We start from the raw sequence: 18,640 nt of genomic DNA on the forward strand, positions 1-18,640 counted from the left end.
AAGAGGCGCCTCGCCGTCGATGCCCCCCGCTGCGGGCCTGCGGCCCTGGTGCGCGTCCTGGGTGCCGAACTTGCTGTGCGGCTCTACACTCCCGCCGCCGCCGTCAGGCGGCGAGACCTACAACGAGGAGCTTCCATGAGCCTGTTCCCGCGCTGGCGCGAAAAAACCGAGGGGATCGTCGCGCCCGACGAACGCCTGCCCTGGCCCCAGACCTTTGCGATGGGCGTGCAACACGTCATCGCCATGTTCGGCGCCACCGTGCTGGCACCGCTGCTGATGGGGTTCGACCCCAACGTGGCCATCCTGATGAGCGGCATCGGCACGCTCATCTTCTTCGCAGTGGTCGGCGGGCGGGTGCCGAGCTACCTGGGCTCCAGCTTTGCCTTCATCGGCGTGGTGCTGACCGCGACCGGCCATGCCGGCGGCGGTCCCAACCCGCATCTGGGCGTCGCGCTGGGCGGCATCATCGCCTGCGGCGCGCTGTACACCCTGATCGGTCTGCTGGTGAGCGCCACCGGCACCCGCTGGATCGAACGCTTCATGCCGCCGGTCGTGACCGGCGCGGTGGTCGCGGTCATCGGCCTGAACCTGGCCTCGGTCCCGGTGAAGAACATGGCGCCCACGGCCTTCGACACCTGGATGCAAGCGGTCACCTTCCTGTGCGTCGGTGCCGTGGCGGTCTTCACGCGCGGCATGCTGCAGCGCCTGCTGATCCTGGTCGGGCTGGTGGCGGCGACCGCCATCTATGCGGTGCTGACCAACGGCCTCGGGCTCGGCCAGCCGATCGACCTGTCGCGCATCGCGGCCGCGCCCTGGTTCGGCCTGCCACGCTTCGCGGCGCCCGAATTCAGCGCCAACGCGGCCCTGCTGATCGCACCGGTGGCCATCATCCTGGTGGCCGAGAACCTGGGCCACCTGAAGGCGGTGAGCGCGATGACCGGGCAGGACCTGGACCGCTACATGGGCCGCGCCTTCATCGGCGACGGCCTGGCGACCATGGTGTCCGGCGCATCGGGCGGCACCGGCGTGACCACGTATGCCGAGAACATCGGCGTGATGGCGGCCACCAAGATCTACTCGACGGCCATCTTTGTCGTGGCGGCGCTGATCGCCGTCGTGCTGGGCTTCAGCCCGAAGTTCGGTGCCTTGATCCAGAGCGTGCCGCTGGCGGTGATGGGCGGTGTCTCCATCGTGGTGTTCGGCCTCATCACGGTGGCGGGGGCCAAGATCTGGGTCGACAACCGGGTCGATTTCTCGGACAACACCAACCTCATCGTGGCCGCCGTGACGCTCATCCTCGGCACCGGCGACTTCACGCTGCAGCTCGGCCAGTTCAAGCTGGGCGGCATCGGCACCGCCACCTTCGGCGCCATCCTGCTCTACGCGCTGCTGCGCCGGCGCTGAAGGCGCTGGCCCCGCCCGGCACCGCCGGCGGCCGCCGGCCGGGCGGCGCCGCAGGCAGCACAGGGCGCGCGGGGGGCGACTCAGGGAGCGAACTGGATGCGCGCCTTCACATGCTTGAGCGAGCCGACGATGGTGAAGCACATCAGCGTCAGCATTGCCCAGGCGGTCCACTTGCCCCAGTGCACCGTGGCCCAGGCGCCGACCTGGTGCGGATAGCGCCACAGGCCGAAGAAGGTGCCCAGGTTCTCGGCCAGCCAGATGAAAAAGCCCACCAGCAGGAAGCCGAGCAGCAAGGGCATGCGGCGCTCGCGGTCCAGCGGCGTGAAGACGACGGTACAGCGCGCGTACAGGCCCACTGCGACCGCCGCGAGGTACCAGCGGAAGTCGCCGATGTAGTGGTGGGTGAACAGGTTGGCATACAGCGCCAGCGCCAGCACGGTGGTCATCCAGTACGGCGGATGGCGTTCGATGCGCAGGTGCAGCACCCGCCAGGCCTGCATGATGTAGCTGCCCACTGCGGCATACATGAAGCCGGAGAACAGCGGCACGCCCCACAGCTTGGTATGGCCGGCGTCGGGGTAGCTCCAGGACCCGATGCCGCCCGACACCTTGAACACCTCCAGCGCAAAGCCGGCCAGGTGGAAGACCAGGATGGTGCGCGCCTCGTCCGGTGTCTCGATGCGCCGCCACAGCAACCAGGCTTGCAACAGCAGTGCGATGGCCAGCAGCAGGTCGTAGCGCGGCAGGCCCAGCCAGCCACCACGCGGCACCGCGAACACGGCCAGGAAGAAGGCGCCCGCGAAGATGCAGGCCCGCGCCTCCTTGATGCCGAACCAGAGCAGCTCGCGCAGCAGGCGCTGCGGGCCTTGCAGTGCAGGGCGGGGCGAACGGTCTTCCAGCGCCCGGTCAAGGCGCAACAACACGGAATGGAGCGGCATGGCGCGCGAGTATCGCCGCCTTCGCCGGCCGCCAAGGGCGGCCTCCCGCGATCTAGGGGGCAGGCGGTGGCAGCCTGATCCTGCGGGAACCCGCACCCGGCCGGCCGCTGCGCTGTACAGGGTGCGGGCATAGGCGCCGGCCCTGGCCCGCTGCGGCTGGCCGTGGCCCTGGGCCCCAGCCGGTCAGCCTGTCCCCCCTTCGCCGCGGATCCAGCGCTGCAGCGTCGCATGGAGCCGGCGCTGGTCGATCGGCTTGGCAACGAAATCGTTCATGCCGACCGCCCGCGTGCGTTCCTGCTCGCTGACGAGCGCCGCCGCGGTCAGCGCGATGATGGGCAGGGCCTGGGCATCGTGATGCTGGCGCAGCGCCTGCGTCGCCTCGAAGCCGCTCATGCCGGGCATGTGCACGTCCATCAGCACCGCATCGAAGCGCCCACCCTCGGCAGCCACGCAGTCCAGGGCCTCCTGGCCATGGGCGGCCTGCGTCACCTGCACCCCCCACTGCTCCAGCATGGCAACCGCAATGAGCATGTTGACCGGGTTGTCCTCGACCACCAGCACGCGGCTGCCGGCCAGGCTGCCGGGCAGGGGCGGCGGGGCTTCGGCCTGCAGCTGGCGGTCGTCCGCGGCAGCCAGGGGCAGCTCCACCCAGAAACGGCTGCCTTCGCCGGGCCGGCTGTCCACCCCCACCCGCCCGCCCATCAGCTGTGCGAGCTGGCGGCAGATGGACAAGCCGAGCCCGGTTCCGCCAAAGCGGCGCGAGATCGATTCGTCCGCCTGCGTGAAGGGCTGGAACAGCCGCTCCTGCGTCTGCGGGTCGATGCCCGGCCCACTGTCGAGCACCGACAGCCGCACGCCGCCTGCCGGCAGCGGCCGGGCATCGATCTTGACCCGGCCCTGCTCGGTGAACTTCACCGCGTTGCCGACGAAGTTGCCCAGGATCTGCTGCACCCGCACCGGGTCGCCGGTGACACAGTGCGGCAGCCCGTCCGCCAGCCGCAGCTCCAGCTCCAGCCCGCGCTCGTGGGCCAGCTCGACGTAGGAGCTGTGCAAGGTGCGCAACAGCGCCGGCAGGTCGAAGGCCACCTGCTCCAGGTGCACACGGCCGGCCTCGATCTTCGACAGGTCGAGGATGTCGGTGATGATGGCCGCCAGCGTCTGTGCGCTGTCGACGATGCGGCGCAGGTAGTCCTCGCGCCGCGCGCTGTCCACGCCGGGCGCCAGGGCCAGCTGGGCCAGCCCCAGCACGCCGTGCAGGGGCGTGCGGATCTCGTGGCTCATGTTGGCCAGGAAGGCGCTCTTGGCCTGGCTGGCCGCCTCAGCTTGCTCCTTGGCCGCGGCCAGGTCGCTGGCGACGCGGCGCTGCTCGGTGATGTCCTCGACGATCCAGATGGTCGGCCCGCGACCGCCGTCGGCGTCCTCCACCAGCCGGGCCCGGCTGCGGGCCCAGAAACGCGAGCCGTCGCGGCGGTACATCTGCCATTCGAAGTCGGCCTGCTCGCCACGCGCGAGCACTTCCCGCGTCAGGCTGGCCACGCGCTCGAACTCGTCATCGGACGGCCAGATCTCGCGCACCCGGCGCCCCGGCAGGCTGCCCTGCGGCCAGCCGAGCATCGCCTCGAAGCGCCGGTTGGCCTGCAGGAAGCGGCCGTGCTGGGCCAGCGCAATGCCCACCGACGCGTTGTCCAGGATGGCCTTGTACTCGGCACGGGAGCGCTCCCGCTCGGTGACGTCGCGCGCCAGCACCAGCAGGTAGCGCGCGCCCTCCACCTCGAACATCGCGCCGGACAGCAGCACCCAGACGGTATGGCCGTCCTTGGCGGCATAGGCCATCAGCATGTCCTGCACCGAGCCTTTCTCGCGAATCTCGGCCAGGAAGCGCTCGCGCTGGCGCTGGCTGCTCAGCAGCCCGAGCTCGAGCACCGTGTGGCCCACCGCCTCCTCGGCGGTGTAGCCGGTGACGCGGGTGAAGCCGGGGTTCACCATGACATAGCGGCCAGTCGCCGGGTCGGTCACCGTGATGACGTCGGGGCTGGAGGAGAACAGCCGCGACAGCATTGCCTCCGAGCGCAGCAAGGCCGTCTCGGCTTCGCGGCGGCTGGTGTTGTCCAGGAAGATCGACTCCACCGCCGGGCCGTCCGGCCCGTCCACCCGAGACGCGGTGGCGGCCACGTCCACCGGCCGGCCGTCGCGCCGCATGACCACCAGGTCGGCCAGCGGCAGGCTCTCGCCGGGCGGCAGGCTGTCGAGCAGCGCCAGGCGCTCGCGGGCGAGCTCCAGCGAGTCCGGGTGATAAAGCGAGAACAGGGCCAGGTCCGCCATCTCCGCCGGGCTGGCGAAGCCAAACAGGCGGGCCGCGGCATCGTTGACCGTCACGATGCGGCCCTGGCGGTGGATCAGCAGGGCCAGCGGCGAACGGGCAAACAGGTTGCGGTAGCGGCTTTCGCTGGCGGCAAGTGCGCGGGCCGCCTCGCGCTGGGCCGTGATGTCCTGCAGCACGCCCCAATACCCGCGGAAGACACCACGCTCCTCGAACACCGGCTCGCCGCTGAGCGACAGCCACAGCACGCGGCCGCCCGGCGCGCGGGCGCTGATGACCAGCTCGCGGAACGGCCGGCGGGCCGCCAGGTCGGCCTGGTGGTCCACCCACACGGCCGCGTCGTCGACCGCCAGGCCGGCCACCTCCCAGCAACGCCGCCCCAGGAAACCGTGAGGCGACAGGCCGCCCAGCCGCGCGAAGGCGTCCGACAGGAACGTGAAGCGGCACTGCTCGTCCTGTTCCCAGTAGCCGTCGGCGGCCAGGCCGAGCAACGCGCGGAAGCGGCCCTGCTGCTCGGTGGCCTGGCGCAGCGTGCGGCGCGCCACGGCCTGCAGCGCCCAGGCGAAGCCCAGCCCGCAGCACAGCACCACGCTCTGGGTGATGACCCGGTTGCGCCATGAATGGGCGACGCTCGAGGCCAGGCCCGGCAGCACGCCGCTGCGTTCGAGCTGCGCGAGCACCAGGATGGCCACCAGGCCCACCCCGGCCAGGCCGGTGGCCACCCGCAGGCCCAGCAGCAGCCCGGCCAGGACCACAAACAGGCCCATCATCCCGAGCGAGGGCGTGTGCACGCCCTGGCCGGTGGTGATGGCGGCCGCCATCAGCACGCCCATGGCGGCCAGCAGCGCCGCCGCCATGCACCATGGCAGCAGCCGCCCGCGCGCCAGCACGCCGGCCAGCGCAAACACCACCGAGCCGCCCAGGCCGGCGATCACCGTCGCCTGCCGTTGCACCGGCCCCATCCCCTCGTAGAAGAGCGCGACCACCGTGGTGGCGAACACGCAGAGCAGGCAGCCGGTGGCGAAGAAGTAACGGGCCACCTCCGCATCGACCGCGGTGGACGGTAGCGATTCGAACCGGCGCTGGCTGCTCACGGGATGAAGGAAGGCCGAGCCGGCCTTCCTGCTGCAGGACAAGCGGCGATTCTAGGAAGGCAGGTCGCCGGCCGGCCCCGCGTCTTCCCTAGCTGCGAACGATCGTTCGTGTGCAATAGCACACTGGCGTCAACCGTGCAGCGGGCGCAACTGCGGCCTGATCGGGTGTCAGGACGTTGCGCGCCGGCAAGGCAGGCCGCGCCCGTCCTGCCTAGCATCGATTCCCTCCGAGCAGCTGGCCGGGGCGAGCGGCCCGGCGGCTGCGTTGTTTCCCGTTCCACGTCCCAGGACTCTTTGCCATGCCCACCTTGTTCGACCCCATCCGCCTCGGCGACATCCAGCTCGCCAACCGCCTGGTGATGGCACCGCTGACGCGCAACCGTGCCGGTGCCGGCCAGACGCCCACCCCCTTGATGGTCGAGTACTACCGGCAGCGCGCCAACCCCGCCACCGGCGCCGGCCTCATCATCACCGAGGCCACCCAGATCTCGCCGATGGGCCAGGGCTATCTGGACACCCCGGGCATCCACAGCCCCGAGCAGGTGGCCGGCTGGCGCCGCGTCACCGACGCCGTGCACGCCGAAGGCGGCAAGGTGGTGGTGCAGCTGTGGCATGTGGGGCGCATCTCCCACGTGTCGCTGCTGCCCGAGGGGCAAGCACCGGTGGCGCCGTCGGCCATCCGCGCCGAAGGCAAGACCTTCACCCGCAACGGCTTCGAGCCGGTGTCGCAGCCGCGCGCCCTGGCCCTCGAGGAGCTGCCGGGCATCGTGGACGACTACCGGCGTGCCGCCCGGCTGGCGATGGAGGCGGGCTTCGACGGCGTGGAGGTGCATGGCGCCAACGGCTACCTGCTGGACCAGTTCCTGCGCGACGGCAGCAACCACCGCGACGACGCCTATGGCGGCCCGGTCGAGCACCGCGCGCGGCTGCTGCTGGAAGTGATGGAGGCGGTCACCCAGGAAATCGGCCAAAGCCGCACCGGGCTGCGCCTGTCCCCGGTGACGCCGTCGAATGACGCCCGCGACAGCCAGCCGCAGGCGCTGTTCAATCACGTGGCCGAACGGCTGGCACCGCTCGGCCTGGCCTACCTGCATGTGGTGGAAGGCCACACCGGCGGCCCGCGCGACCTGAGCGAGCAGGGCGCGAGCTTCGACTATGCGCAGATGCGGCAACGCTTCGGCGGCCCATGGATGGTCAACAACGGCTACGACCGCCGCATGGCGCTGGAGGCGGTGGCCAGCGGCCAGGCCGACCTGGTCGCCATCGGCCGGCCCTTCATCAGCAACCCCGACCTGGGGCGCCGGCTGCGCGAGGACGCCCCGCTCAATGTGCTGGACAGCAAGACGCTGTACGGCGGTGGCGCCGAAGGCTACACCGACTACCCGGCGCTGGAGGAAGCGACCGGCGCCTGACGCCGCGTCACCGCGCGGGCGGGCCGGCCAGCGGGCCCGCGTCCGGTGGGGCCGCGCCGGCACCGAGGGCCAGCCCCATCCAGCGGCCCCACACCCGCTGCTGCAGTGTGGCGAAGCCGCAGCGCTCGTAGAAAGCGATGGCCCGCGGGTTGAGGGCCGACACGCCAAGGTGCACCCCGGGCACCCCGCGCTCACGCAGTGCCGCGACGAAACACTGCATCAACCCGCGCCCCAGGCCCAGGCCCTGGGCGCGCGGCAGCAGGTCGATGTGCAAGTGGGCCGGATGGCTGCCGAGAAAGGGCAGCTCCACCGGGGCGCCGGCATGCAGCCGGCGCAGCAGGTGGGCGGTGTCGCTCTCGTCGGCCGGGTCGGGCAGCGGGTACTGGCGGCGCAGCGGCGGCCACCAGGCGGTTTCGCAGCGGCGATGGAAGTCCTCGGTGTCGGCGGTGCCGAGGATGTAGCCACACACCCCTTCCCGGTCTTCGGCCACGAAGGCGAGCGCCGGCTCCAGGGCGGCATACGGTGCCGCGTACACATGGCCCAGCAGCCGGCGATCGCGATAGAGGCCGGTGGCGTCGCCACCATGGTGGCCGGTGCGCAGGCAGATGTCGTAGAGCGCGTCCAGGTCCTCGGGACGGTAGGGGCGCAGTTGGGCAGGGCTCATCGGGCGGCGGCAGGCAGCGGGAACGAACGCAAGCGCAGCAACGGCAAGACCAGCGGCTTCACCGGCAGCAACCCTCCAGCACCTGGCCGCCGGGCAGCGAGACCAGCGCCCGATGGGTGCCCGGCCCGGCCACATCGTCGGCCGGCAGTTCGCAGCTCACCGGGGTGAGCACGGCCACCACCGCCGCTGTGCCCGGGCCGGCGGCCGCGCGCCACACCGAGGCCGGCGGCTGCCCCGGGCTGGCATGCCGCCACACGCCCCACAGTTGGCGCGGCGCGCGGCCGGGCCAGCGGGCCTCGCCCGCCAGGTCGGTGAGGTGCAGCGACCAGTGTGGCGACTCGCCGTGGCAGGCCAGCCCGGCCTCGGCCGGCGCCGCCTCGCCCTCCACCGGCCGCAGCGGCAGGGCCAGCGGCCGGCCGTCCTGCAGCGCCGCGGCGGTCAGCGGGGCCTGGGCCGCGTGCACCAGTCGGCGACCGCGCCACACACGGGCCTGCAGCAGGTAGTGTTGCCCGGCTTGCAGGCGGTCGGCCTCGACGCTCAGGGCCAGGCGCGCGGCGCCCGCGCGCGCCAGCTCCTGCTCCTGGCGTGCAAGGGGTCGGGCCGCGGCTTCGGATGTCGACAGGTCGAGCAGCTGCAGGCTCAGGCGGTCGCCGGCGCGCAGCGGGGCGCCCACCCCCGGCTTCACCACCACCGGCAGGCGCAGCGACAGACCGCCTTCCGGATCGCCCAGCAGCGAGAACAGCTGCTGCAGCCGTGCTGCCGGCTCGGCCAGGCCGGCCCGCATCACTTCGAAGGTCTGGGCATCGGCCGAGCCGGCGGGGTAGGGCCGCGCCTGCGGCAGGCCGGCCAGGTACACCCGCGAGTCGCGCATCGCGAGCACACGCCACCTTCCCGGCGCCCGGCCGCGGCCGGGGTCCTGCCAGGCCGCCTTCGGCAACACCGCCAGCAGCAGCAGGGGCCGGGGCGGCAGGTGCGGGTCCTGCGGCTGGTATTCGAGCGCATGCAGGACCTCGGCATCGCGCTGCAGCAGGGCGGCTTCGGGGCCCCGCACCACCTGCACCGCATAGCGCTGCGGCAACCAGCTGGCCGGCAGGGCCAGGCGCAGGCCGGTGTCGCGGTCGATCAGCAGGCGCTGCGGCACGCCTTCGCCACGGCAGGTGCGCGGCGCGGCGCCACCGTCTTCGAGCCGGGCCTCCGCGCCCTGGGCCGTGAAGGTGGTCTGGCCGTCGCCATACCGCAGACCAGCGCCCGGCGCCAACGCCGGCAGCGCGCGGCTGTGGCCGGCTTCGCCCAGCCAGGCCCGGGCGTCGGGGCCGGCATGGTCGAAGCTGACGGTCAGGCGGGCACCGTCGTCGCAGCGATAGGCCATGCGCCATGACGGCGGCAGGTGATCGGCCATGGTGGCGCCCAGGCTGCTGCCGGCCGCCAGGAGGGTCGGCAGCAGCACGACGAGGCATCGCACGACGAGGGATCTCCGGTCTGGCATCGGTGCGGGGTTCCGGCAAGCGGGGGTGGACATTGAACCGGCGGGCACTTTCGTGCAAAACCGGCGCCGCTGCAAGCCGCGGCCGTCCGGCGGCGCCGCCAGTCGGACGGAATGACGCGGTCCCGCCGGGCGTCTCGCCATCAAGCCACTCGCCGCCTGGAGGGCACGCGGCGCTGTCGCAGGAAAGCCGGCCAGCCGCCCCAGGCGGTGATGTCCTCCGCCGTGCCGGCAGCCGGGGGGTCGACCAGCAGGCCTTGCACGGCACGGCCATCTTCCAGCTCGACCGGCCCGAGGCCGAGTGGCGCCTCGATGCTGGCCAGGAAGGCGCCGACTTCGGACTGCGGCATCTCGTACAGCTCCACCTCGATCGGGGCACCTGCGGCCGCGCGGGCCAGGCCGGCATGTGCCGGCTGGCCGCCGTGCAGCGCATAGAGCCGGTAGCAGGGTGCCGTGCGTGCGATGTGCAGCGGGCGGCAGCGCCGCTCGGCCAGGCGGTGGTGCAGCGGCATGCCGCTGCCGTAGGGCCCCACCACGGCCAGGGTCAGCACCGGCTCGGGCCACGGCGCTGGCGGCAGGCACAGGGCGTCCAGCTCGATCCGCCCGAGGCCGGCGCCCAGGGGCAGCCCCAGGGCCGCCTGCCAGCGCGACCCCAGCTGGGCCAACGCCAGGTCGCTACCGGCCGGGCCGACGAAGCACACGCCGAAGGGCCGGCCCCCTGCCACGAAGCCGGCAGGCACGGTGAGCATCGGGCGGCCGGCGAGCGCGTCCGGGCGCTCCTGCCACACCGCGTCGGGCCCCTCAGGCCACGCGGGCAGGTGGGCGGTGCAGGGCAGCATCACCAGGTCGAAGGATGGCCACAGCGGGTCGCGACCCGGCGGCAACGCAAGGGCAGCCACGGTGGCCGTGCGGCCGCGGCGGCGAGTCGGTGCGGCGGCGGCTGCACCGGTGCCTGGCGGGGCGTCGCCGTGCCGGGCCGCCTCGCGCTGCCGGACGTCGAGCAGGCCGACTTCGGCGCCCAGGTCGCGCAGGTCGACAAGGGCACGCTCGAAGGCAGCGGCATAGGCACCGTCGCAGCGCCCGGCCTGGCCTGGGCTCGGCACGCCCACGCGCAGTGGCGACGGCAGGCCGCACGCTGTGTCGCGCAATGGCAAGGGCCACGGATCATCCGCCGGCGCCTCGATCACCCGCAGCACCCGCGCTGTGTCGCGCACGCTGAGGGCGAAGACGCATGGGCCATGGAGGTCGATGCCTGCCTGTGCAGCCCCGTCCTGCGCGCCATGCAGCGCCCCCCGCGGCGCGGAGGGCTGGCAACCGACCACGTTGCAGAAGCCGGCGGCCACGGCGCTGCCACCGCGCGCCCCGGCGCCAACCGCGAACGCCACCTGCCCGCGTGCCACGGCGAGGGCGCAGCTGGCGCCCTCGATGACAGCGGCAGGCGCGCAGTCCGGGCAGTCGGGTAGCCCATCTTCGGTGCCACGGCGAATGCGCCCCAGCAACACCGCCCCGGCGTCGACCAGGCGGCGCACCACGCTGGCGCCCGGCCGGTCAACGGCGGAGGCCGCGACGGCCTGTGCCTCGACGCCGTCCTGCACCGCGAACGGCACGCCGTAGAGCGGCAGGGCGGCGGCGTCGCGTGCCTGCAGCGCCTGCAGCTGTGCAGCGAGGTGCCGGGGATCGCAGCGCTCGGCCCAGCCCGGGTCGTCCTGGCCGGCCTGGTGGCACAGCCTTGGCAGCGCGTCCCGGGGGTGGAGCGCACCGCTGCGGTAGGCGGCCAGCCATTCATCGATGGTGCGGGGCAGGGCGATCATGCGGGCTCCCGGGGCATGAGGACACAAGGGCGGCAGGGCATGCCCGCACAGGCCAACGCACCCACCCCGACGCAACAGGCCGGCAGGCGGGTGCCAGGCGGTCGCCCAGCGCCTGCCGCAGCCCGGCACGGTACTGGCGCGGCGGTGCCGGCATCCGGCTCGCCATGCAAGCACCGGGCCAGTGGCAGGCCATCAAGCGCCCCGCCGGCCCGTTTCCCCGCTCGTGCCGTGGCGCCCTGGCGCCGGGGCCGCGCCTCAGCTGGCCGGCTTGGCGAGGCCCAGCGACTCGATCAGCGCCTTTTCCTTGCGGAAGGTGTCGGCCGCAAACTTGGCGTACTGGGCCGGGCCCATGTAGATCAGCTCCTGGTCGAACTTGGCCAGGGCCTCCTTGTGGTTGGGCATCTCCATGGCCTTCTTGAAGGCGTCGTGCAGCAGCTTTACCAACTTGGGGTCCATGCCACGTGGCGCGCCCAGGCCGTAGGGCGAGGTCTGCACGATGTCCATGCCCAGCTCCCTGAGCGTGGGCACCTCGGGGAAGGTCGGCAGGCGCTGGGCGCCCCAGGTATTGAGGACCTTCAGCTTGCCGGCCGCGACATGGGGGGCAAAGCCGGTGGAATCCGCCGCCGCCATGATCTCCCCGCCGAGGATGGCCTGCATCAGGTGCGAGCTGCCGCGGTAGGGCACGTGGGTGAGCTGGATGCCGGCGCGCCGCGCGATGTCCTCCATCGTCAGGTGGGGGCTGGTCAGCTGGCCGGTGGAGCCGTAGGTCAGGCGGCCCGGGTTGGCCTTGGCCCAGGCGACGAAATGCGTCCAGGACTGCAGCGGCGAGCCGCTCGGCACCACGATGCCGAAGGAATAGCCAGTGATGCAGAGCAGGTAGGTGATGTCCTTCACCGGGTCCCAGGTGATCCGGGTGGTGTAGGGCAGGCGGAACACACCGAGCGGGATCTGGCCCAGCGTGTAGCCGTCGGGTTGCGCGTTCTGCAGCGCGGTGGCCGGCAGCGTGCCGCCGGCGCCGGGCCGGTTTTCGACCACCACGGTCTGGCCCAGGAGCTTGCCTGCGTTCTCGGCCAGCACCCGCATCGTGATGTCGGTCGGCCCGCCGGCCGGGAAGGCGATCAGCAGCTTGATCGGCTGGCTCGGGAAGGACTGGGCGCGCGCCGCGCCCGGCACCCCGAGGGTGACGGCACTGGCGCCCAGCGCCTTCAGCATCTGTCGACGTTGCATCATGGAGTGGAACCCTCGGGTCCGGTGGTGGAAGCCGGCATTCAGGATGGCAGCCGCCCTCCGCCGGCGGCACCCGGATTTCACCTGACGACCTGTCACCCGCGCGTCAGCGGCGGGGGGTTTGTTCCGTCAGGCAGCACGCAGCACGGCATGCGCGTCGTATGCGGCTTCCAGGAAGCGGGCTTCGTCCAGCTCGCCCAGCACCGCGGCGGCCCGCACCGCCGCGTCCACCGCCTCCGGCGCACGCAGCAGGTAGTGCGCCACGGCGGACAGCGCACACAGCGGCCGCGCCCCCGGTTTGTCGGGCCAGCTGCCGCCGGACTGCACCACCACGTGGTAGCGCACACAGGTGACCGCGGCCGGCGCCAGCGTCCAGGTTTCGCACAGCGCGGCACCGAGGGCATCGTGGCTGACGCCGAAGGCCTGCATCTCCTGCAGCACCAGCAGGTCGTCGCTGGGGGCGTTTTTCATCATGGCGGCATAGCGGTCGGGCGCATGCTTGAACATCACCGCCTTGCCGCATTCCTCGAACAGGCCGGCCGAATGCGCTGCGAAGGTCTGCATGCCCAGCCGGCGTGCCATCAGGGCCATCAGCATGCCGCGGCGGTTGGCGCGGAACCACAGCGCATCGAGCTCCGGCGAGCTGGGGAAGACCGAGCGCAAGCCCATCTCGTAGGTGATGGCCGCCACCTCGCTGGTGCCCAGGAACTGCACTGCCTGCTGCACCGTGCGCACCGGCTGGCGCAGCCCGTAGATGGGTGAGTTGAGCGCCTTGAGCACCGCCGCCGCCAGCGCCATGTCGCCCTCGATCAGGCTGCCGACGGCCTTGAAGTCGACCTCCTCGTCGGCCAGCAGCAGCGACAGCTGCACCAGCACCTGGGGCTGGGCGGGAAGATCGATGTTGAGCGAACGCAGGGTCGGATCGACGGGCATGGCGGGGCAGCGGGGGATGGTGCAGCGATGTTAGCGCCCGTCCAGCCAGCCGGCCACGATGGCGCGCGTGCGCTCGTCCGCCGGGAACCACTGCTCGATCTGCAGGGATGCGGCGGTGATGTCCTGCGGCGCCACGAAGCGGGCGCTGGACGCGAAGAAGCTCAGGCGCTCGCGGCTGTCGGCCGGCTTGAAGCGGGTGACGAACACCGGTGCGCCGGGCAGCGGCAGCAGGCCGCCGGCGTCCGGCAGCACCTCGGCCGGCAGCGGTGCAGGCGCGGCTTCGGCCTCCGCCTCCACCGGGCGGCGCTTGCGCTTGCGCAGGCGGGCCTGCAGGGCTTCCAGGGCTTGCAGGCGCGGCAGCAGCCCGGGCTCCTGCGGCAGCTCCCGGCTGAGGCGCTGGTGCAGGCCGGCCAGCACCTCGTCGCGGTTGATCAGGCGCTGCTGCAGGCCATCGGCGGCCAGCATCACGTCCAGCAGGTTCAGCTCGCCGCCAGACTCGTAGTGCTCAAGCAGCGCGTCGCTGCCGGTCAGGCGGCGCAACAGGGCCGTCATGCCACGATTGGCCAGCATCAGGTTCCAGGCGCCGTCGAGCACCATGGCCGGGCGCGGCTCGTGGGCCGTCAACAGGTGCAGCAGCGACTCCCGCAGCATCTGCATGTTGTGGCCTTCCAGCGGCGTGGCCGGGTAGTGGGCCGGGTGGCCGGCCAACACCAGCAACTCGTTGCGCTGGGCCAGCGCCACATCCAGCGCCTCCAGCAAGGCACGCAGCAGCGGCGCGCCGGGCAGCGCGCGACCACACTCGAACAGGCTGAGCTGGCGTGCCGTCACGCCGACCCGCGTGGCCAGCGCCTGCTGGCTCTGCCGGCGCGCCTGACGCAAGGCCTTCAGGCGCGGGCCGAGCAGGGCCGCCGCACCGCTGGCCGCCGCCACCGGCGCCTCGGAGATCACCGCCTCGCTCACGTGGCGCCGTCCGTCTCGCGGCGGCGGAACATGCCCCAGCCTTCCATCTGCAGCACCACCTCCTCGCGGCCGTCGCTGCGCTTGGCAATGGCCTCCCACTGGCTGCGCACCAGGCCGACATGCGGCTTGCTGTTCATCGGGCGGGCTTCCAGGACGGTCATGCGCACCCGCAGCACGTCGCCGGGAAACACCGGCTTGAGCCACTGCAGCTTGTCCAGCCCGGGCGAGCCCAGGCTCGCGGAATCGAGCAAATAGGCGTCGCACATCATGCGCATCACCATGGCGCAGGTGTGCCAGCCGCTGGCGGCCAGGCCGCCGAACAGCGACTCCCGCGCGGCGGCTTCGTCGAGGTGGAAAGGCTGGGGATCGAACTCCCGGGCGAAGCGGATCACGTCGTCCTTGTTCACCGTGATGCCACCGAACTCGCGAACGGAGCCGGCGGCGAAGTCTTCCCAGTAGTTGGTCGGGGCAGCGGTCATGGCCTTGCGTTGAGGTCGGGCGAAAGAGGGCCCGATGGTATAGCGGCCGCGGGCGGCCGGCGGCGCGCCGGGCGCAAGGTTCAGCCGGCAGGCGGGTTGTCCGGCGCGGCGCCGAGCCGCTGCTGCGCGCCGTCCTGCCATTGCGGTACTTCCGGGGTGGCGCGGGCCAGCGCCATCCAGATGCCGAAGGGCAGGCGCCCGTCGATGAAGGGTGAGCGCTTGGGCGCCGCGCGCAACAGCTCGAGCCGGCCTTCGAAGCGCGGGCCGTGCGCCACGATGACACCGCACTCGGGCGGGATCTCGTCGGCCTCGGCGATGCCCGCGGCGATTACGTAGTAGCACTCGAAGCACAGCGCCAGGTAGGCCGCCCGCTTGGCCGGCCGGCGCAAGTCGGCCAGCAGGTCGCTGCGCTGCACCTTCACTTCGTGCACCACCGGGTGCAGGTAGGCCTCGACGCTGGTGTGCCGGACCGAGTAGACGTCGGGCCGCGCGATGCACCAGCGGCCCGGGGTGGCCTCGCAGGGGGGCGGCTCCAGCTCCGGCAGCAGGGCCGCGGCTGGCGCAGCGAGCGACGGCGGCGGCGGCGCCAGCTCCACCGTCCCGCCGTCCTCGACCCGGGCCCGCAGGGCCAGTCCGCGCCAGGCCAGCCGGCCGTCCCTCAGGAGCTGCTGGGCCACCCGCTCCACCAGGGCCTCATGGGCATCGAAGGCCGAACGGTTGCGTTGCAGCGCCTGGGCCAGCACCTCCAGCCCGGCCTGGGTCAGGCGCAACCATTCGCGGCCTTCGTGCGAGGGGACGCGCTCCAGCAGGCCGGCGGCCAGCAGGTCGACCTCGATCGCATCCAGGCAGGGCCAGCCGGCCGAGCGGTAGATCTCGCGCAGGCGGCGGTGGTGCAGGCGGGTGAGGACAGCAGGGGCCATGTGGGGGGTGGGCAGGCACGCGGCCTGCTCTAGGTGGGGATTGTGTTCCACCCACGAAACGACTCACAACCATGAATGCCATCGATCTTCTCATCAAGCAGCACCGCGAGCTGGAAGCACGCATGAAGTCCTGGGGCGAAGCCCGGGAAGCGGCCGAGCAGCGCCGCATCTTCGAGGACGTGGGCGACCAGCTGACGGTGCACCTCGCGTCGGAGGAACAGGTCTTCTACCCGGCGGTGAAGGCCCGGCGCACCGAAGACATCCTGCTGGAGTCGCTCGAAGAGCACCTGTCGCTCAAGCGCCTGTTGTCCGACCTGCTCGAACTGCCGCAAGACGACCCGACCTTCGAAGCCAAGTTCAAGGTGCTGAAGGAGCAGACCGAGCACCACCACAAGGAAGAGGAAGAGAACCTGTTTCCGAAGGTGCGCCAGCTGCTGGACGGCGACAGCCTGGCCCGCCTGGGCGAGGAGATGGCGGCGCTGCAGCTGAAGCTGCGCCGCGAAGGCGAGCCGCGCGAAGCGGTCTCGACCCAGACCGACAAGGCCGCGCCACTCAAGTAAGGCAAGGGCCGGCCGGCGCGGCGCCCGGGCGGTGAAGGAGCGGGCCGGCGCCTGCGCGCCGGCCCCCTCAAGCCCTGTTCAAACCCGGCGCAGCCGGCCCTGCCCGGCCGCCAGCCAGGCCAGCGCCGCGACGGCTGCCAGGGCCACGGCGCCGGTGCTCTTGGGGTGCAGCACGGCGCGGGTGTAGAGGCTGGGGCGCACCGTCTGGCCGGGATGGTCACCATGCACCCGGCCGCCGCCGCCCGGCTCGTAGAGGGTGCCCTGCTGCTGTTGCCGCACCTGCTCCTCGCGCAGCTGGGCCTTCACCAGCACCCGGCGTCCGATCCAGTCCAGCAGGCGCGGCGTGTGGTTGCTGATGCTGCTCATCATCTTGCTGGCGCTGCCGACGAACAGGTCGCGCCGCGGATGCTCGGCCGCATGCAGGATGGCTTCGGCCACGTCCTCGGGCCGGTAGACGGGCGGCGGCAGCTTGGGCTCGCGGTCGGTGTAATTCTTGGCGTGAGCGGTGAAAGGCGTGCCGATGCCGGCCGGCTTGATGAGCGTCACCGAGATCGGCGTGCCTTCCTCCTCCAGCTCCATGCGCAGGCTGTCGGTGAAGCCCTTCACCGCATGCTTGCTGGCGCTGTACATGCCCTGCAACGGCAGGGCCCGGTCGGACGCCATGCTGCCCAGGTTGATGATGGCACCGCCCTTGCCGCGCAGGTGGGCCGCGGCAATGGTCGAGCCATAGACCACGCCCCAGAAGTTGGTCTCGAACAGCCGCTGGTGGTCGCGGTCGCGCACATCTTCCAGCTTGCCCCAGATGGAAACGCCGGCGTTGTTGACCCAGGTGTCGAAGCCGCCGAACTGCTCGATGGCCGTGTCGGCCACCAGCTGCAGGTCTTCGCGGCGCCCGACGTCCGCCACCACGTACATCGCTTCGCCACCCTGGGCGACGATGTCGCGGGTGGCCTGCTCCAGGCCAGCCTCGTCGCGGGCCACCAGCAGCACGCGGGCACCGCGCTGTGCCGCCATCTGCGCAGTGGCCAGGCCGATGCCGCTGGACGCGCCGGTCACCACGATGGTCTGCTGGTTCAGGGGTTTGAGCCGAAGTGCCATGAATCATTCTCCCGTGAAGTGAAGGGCGCCGCGGCGGCGCCTCGCATCGCAGGGTGCTGGCAACGGATGTGCCGGCCCAGCGGGGATTGACAGGTGCGCAAGCCCCACTTCGGGAATGGATCGTGCTTTTAGCGCCCTCGCGTCCCGTCTTCAACGCCGCAGCGAGTCCCGTCATGGCCTGTCTTTCCGCCACCCCTGCTCCACCTGCCCCGGAGGCCGGCCTGTTGGCCGGCGTTTTCTGCGCCGGGGCTGTCCCCGGCGACACGATGGCGGCCTTGGTCCAGCTGGCCGCGCGCCAGCGCATGCTGTCCCAGCACCTGGTGTTGCAGGCGCTGCTCGCCTCGCTGGGGCAGGCGCAGGCCCTGGCCTGCGCCCAAGAGACGCTCGTCCTGTTCGCCGACAGCCACACCACCTTGGTGCAGGGCAAGGGGTGCCTGCCGGGGGCGCACTTCGCCGAAGTGCAGGCAGCCTATTTCGGCGCGGCCGCGGGCGACGCCCGGGTCCGCGAGTTCATCGAGCTGGCCCGCGAGACGCTGCACGCGCTGCGGCATGACGCCCAGGCCGAGGGCGCGGCCAAGCTGCAGGCACTGATTCCCTCGGCCGGCTCGCTGCTGGTGCTGCTCAACCAGATCACGCAGATCTACGAGGCGGAGGCCCGGCGCTGTGCGCGCCAGCTGCAGCGGCAGTGGCAGGCGCTGGCCGGGCAGATCACCTCGGTGGCCCAGCAAGCCCGTGCGGTGGCCTACAGCGCCCAGGTGCTGGCGGCCCGCTCCGGCGAGGCAGGCCGCGACTTCGCCTCGGTGGCACGCGAGCTGACCCAGGTGACCGGCGGCATCGAACAGCTGGCGCAGGCGGCGCAGGCCGTGTCGGCCAGCCGCCTCGCAGCCTGAGCGGCGGCGTTCACTCCACCACCTGCACCCCTTTCCAGAAGGCCATGCGGCCCTTGATCTCGGCCGCCGCTTCCTTGGGTTCGGGGTAGTACCAGACCGCATCCGGATTGGCGTTGCCGTCGACCAGCAGGTTGTAGTAGTGGGCCGAGCCCTTCCAGGAGCAGCTCGTGCGGGTGTTGCTGGGCATCAGGTATTCGCGCTTCACCGCGCCTTCGGGGAAGTAGTGGTTGCCTTCGACCAGCACGGTGTCATTGCTCTCGGCGATGACGACGTTGTTCCAGATCGCCTTCATGGGAGTCCTTCTTGGCAGTGGCTAGGGGCGCCTATGTTAGGCCGCCCCGCATTCCACAGTCGGGCGGGCGCCATCGGGCGACGCCGGGCGGCCGTCGCGGCGAGGAAAGGCGAAAGCAGCAGCGTCGGCGACCGACGCAGGCCCGAATTGCCGGA

At 72.0% G+C, this 18,640-nt stretch carries 16 protein-coding genes; 4 read left to right on the forward strand and 12 right to left on the reverse strand.

Features of this window, described 5'->3' with window-relative positions; genetic code table 11:
- Positions 1–135 precede the first annotated feature (135 nt).
- Positions 136–1,404, forward strand: coding sequence for a solute carrier family 23 protein (locus N7L95_RS15235; protein WP_301256097.1), 1,269 nt, complete (start codon positions 136–138; stop codon positions 1,402–1,404).
- A gap of 80 nt (positions 1,405–1,484) precedes the next feature.
- Here the strand turns inward: N7L95_RS15235 and N7L95_RS15240 are convergent, their stop codons facing one another.
- Positions 1,485–2,342 carry a DUF817 domain-containing protein gene (locus N7L95_RS15240; protein WP_301256098.1) on the reverse strand — a complete coding sequence of 286 codons (858 nt, stop codon included), beginning with the start codon at positions 2,340–2,342 and terminating at the stop codon, positions 1,485–1,487.
- A gap of 183 nt (positions 2,343–2,525) precedes the next feature.
- Positions 2,526–5,798, reverse strand: a complete 3,273-nt coding sequence (locus N7L95_RS15245; protein WP_301256099.1) for a PAS domain-containing hybrid sensor histidine kinase/response regulator — start codon at positions 5,796–5,798, stop codon at positions 2,526–2,528.
- 257 nt (positions 5,799–6,055) lie between these two features.
- Between N7L95_RS15245 and N7L95_RS15250 the strand changes: the two genes are divergently transcribed.
- Positions 6,056–7,168, forward strand: a complete 1,113-nt coding sequence (locus N7L95_RS15250; RefSeq protein ID WP_301256100.1) for an alkene reductase — start codon at positions 6,056–6,058, stop codon at positions 7,166–7,168.
- A 7-nt stretch (positions 7,169–7,175) separates the two neighbouring features.
- On the opposite strand, the gene N7L95_RS15255 is transcribed toward N7L95_RS15250, so the two are convergent.
- The 8 genes from N7L95_RS15255 to N7L95_RS15290 all read right to left on the reverse strand — a co-directional run bounded on the left by N7L95_RS15255 (position 7,176) and on the right by N7L95_RS15290 (position 15,645).
- Positions 7,176–7,832 carry a GNAT family N-acetyltransferase gene (locus N7L95_RS15255; protein ID WP_301256101.1) on the reverse strand — a complete coding sequence of 219 codons (657 nt, stop codon included), beginning with the start codon at positions 7,830–7,832 and terminating at the stop codon, positions 7,176–7,178.
- Positions 7,833–7,890: 58 nt separating this feature from the next.
- Positions 7,891–9,294 (reverse strand): YbaY family lipoprotein, encoded by a 1,404-nt coding sequence (locus N7L95_RS15260; RefSeq protein WP_301256102.1) that lies wholly within the window; start codon positions 9,292–9,294, stop codon positions 7,891–7,893.
- A gap of 164 nt (positions 9,295–9,458) precedes the next feature.
- The gene (locus N7L95_RS15265) at positions 9,459–11,126 is read right to left on the reverse strand and encodes an allophanate hydrolase-related protein (protein WP_301256103.1); all 1,668 of its coding nucleotides are present in this window, start codon (positions 11,124–11,126) and stop codon (positions 9,459–9,461) included.
- A 255-nt stretch (positions 11,127–11,381) separates the two neighbouring features.
- On the reverse strand, positions 11,382–12,353 hold the full coding sequence (locus N7L95_RS15270; protein WP_301260162.1) for a Bug family tripartite tricarboxylate transporter substrate binding protein: 972 nt from the start codon (positions 12,351–12,353) through the stop codon (positions 11,382–11,384).
- A 129-nt stretch (positions 12,354–12,482) separates the two neighbouring features.
- On the reverse strand, positions 12,483–13,286 hold the full coding sequence (locus tag N7L95_RS15275; RefSeq protein WP_301256104.1) for an HDOD domain-containing protein: 804 nt from the start codon (positions 13,284–13,286) through the stop codon (positions 12,483–12,485).
- Positions 13,287–13,316: 30 nt separating this feature from the next.
- A complete protein-coding gene (locus N7L95_RS15280; protein ID WP_301256105.1) occupies positions 13,317–14,246 on the reverse strand; it encodes a helix-turn-helix domain-containing protein in 930 nt (309 codons plus the stop codon).
- Positions 14,243–14,725, reverse strand: coding sequence for a MaoC family dehydratase (locus tag N7L95_RS15285; RefSeq protein WP_301256106.1), 483 nt, complete (start codon positions 14,723–14,725; stop codon positions 14,243–14,245). Before N7L95_RS15285 ends, N7L95_RS15280 begins: the two co-directional genes overlap by 4 nt.
- Positions 14,726–14,805: 80 nt before the next feature.
- Positions 14,806–15,645, reverse strand: a complete 840-nt coding sequence (locus N7L95_RS15290) for a hypothetical protein (RefSeq protein ID WP_301256107.1) — start codon at positions 15,643–15,645, stop codon at positions 14,806–14,808.
- A 71-nt stretch (positions 15,646–15,716) separates the two neighbouring features.
- Here N7L95_RS15290 and N7L95_RS15295 point away from each other — a divergent pair, with 71 nt between their 5' ends.
- Positions 15,717–16,205, forward strand: a complete 489-nt coding sequence (locus tag N7L95_RS15295) for a hemerythrin domain-containing protein (protein WP_301256108.1) — start codon at positions 15,717–15,719, stop codon at positions 16,203–16,205.
- 78 nt (positions 16,206–16,283) lie between these two features.
- Here N7L95_RS15295 and N7L95_RS15300 read toward each other — a convergent pair whose 3' ends face one another.
- Positions 16,284–17,303, reverse strand: coding sequence for an SDR family oxidoreductase (locus N7L95_RS15300; RefSeq protein WP_301256109.1), 1,020 nt, complete (start codon positions 17,301–17,303; stop codon positions 16,284–16,286).
- A 266-nt stretch (positions 17,304–17,569) separates the two neighbouring features.
- Between N7L95_RS15300 and N7L95_RS15305 the strand changes: the two genes are divergently transcribed.
- Positions 17,570–18,193 carry a 5-oxoprolinase subunit B family protein gene (locus tag N7L95_RS15305; RefSeq protein ID WP_301256110.1) on the forward strand — a complete coding sequence of 208 codons (624 nt, stop codon included), beginning with the start codon at positions 17,570–17,572 and terminating at the stop codon, positions 18,191–18,193.
- A 10-nt stretch (positions 18,194–18,203) separates the two neighbouring features.
- On the opposite strand, the gene N7L95_RS15310 is transcribed toward N7L95_RS15305, so the two are convergent.
- Complete coding sequence (locus tag N7L95_RS15310; RefSeq protein WP_301256111.1) at positions 18,204–18,485, reverse strand: DUF427 domain-containing protein; 282 nt, start codon at positions 18,483–18,485, stop codon at positions 18,204–18,206.
- Between the last annotated feature and the right edge of the window lie 155 nt (positions 18,486–18,640).

Source organism: Eleftheria terrae (assembly GCF_030419005.1).
In the GTDB taxonomy this organism is placed as follows: domain Bacteria; phylum Pseudomonadota; class Gammaproteobacteria; order Burkholderiales; family Burkholderiaceae_C; genus Caldimonas; species Caldimonas terrae.

What these genes read in the sequence shown, in the direction of transcription:
- N7L95_RS15235 (WP_301256097.1), top strand. Translation starts at nt 136, where the DNA reads ATGAGCCTGTTCCCGCGCTGGCGCGAAAAAACCGAGGGGATCGTCGCG.
- N7L95_RS15240 (WP_301256098.1), bottom strand. Translation starts at nt 2,342, where the DNA reads ATGCCGCTCCATTCCGTGTTGTTGCGCCTTGACCGGGCGCTGGAAGAC.
- N7L95_RS15250 (WP_301256100.1), top strand. Translation starts at nt 6,056, where the DNA reads ATGCCCACCTTGTTCGACCCCATCCGCCTCGGCGACATCCAGCTCGCC.
- N7L95_RS15255 (WP_301256101.1), bottom strand. Translation starts at nt 7,832, where the DNA reads ATGAGCCCTGCCCAACTGCGCCCCTACCGTCCCGAGGACCTGGACGCG.
- N7L95_RS15265 (WP_301256103.1), bottom strand. Translation starts at nt 11,126, where the DNA reads ATGATCGCCCTGCCCCGCACCATCGATGAATGGCTGGCCGCCTACCGC.
- N7L95_RS15270 (WP_301260162.1), bottom strand. Translation starts at nt 12,353, where the DNA reads ATGCAACGTCGACAGATGCTGAAGGCGCTGGGCGCCAGTGCCGTCACC.
- N7L95_RS15275 (WP_301256104.1), bottom strand. Translation starts at nt 13,286, where the DNA reads ATGCCCGTCGATCCGACCCTGCGTTCGCTCAACATCGATCTTCCCGCC.
- N7L95_RS15285 (WP_301256106.1), bottom strand. Translation starts at nt 14,725, where the DNA reads ATGACCGCTGCCCCGACCAACTACTGGGAAGACTTCGCCGCCGGCTCC.
- N7L95_RS15290 (WP_301256107.1), bottom strand. Translation starts at nt 15,645, where the DNA reads ATGGCCCCTGCTGTCCTCACCCGCCTGCACCACCGCCGCCTGCGCGAG.
- N7L95_RS15295 (WP_301256108.1), top strand. Translation starts at nt 15,717, where the DNA reads ATGAATGCCATCGATCTTCTCATCAAGCAGCACCGCGAGCTGGAAGCA.
- N7L95_RS15300 (WP_301256109.1), bottom strand. Translation starts at nt 17,303, where the DNA reads ATGGCACTTCGGCTCAAACCCCTGAACCAGCAGACCATCGTGGTGACC.
- N7L95_RS15305 (WP_301256110.1), top strand. Translation starts at nt 17,570, where the DNA reads ATGGCGGCCTTGGTCCAGCTGGCCGCGCGCCAGCGCATGCTGTCCCAG.
- N7L95_RS15310 (WP_301256111.1), bottom strand. Translation starts at nt 18,485, where the DNA reads ATGAAGGCGATCTGGAACAACGTCGTCATCGCCGAGAGCAATGACACC.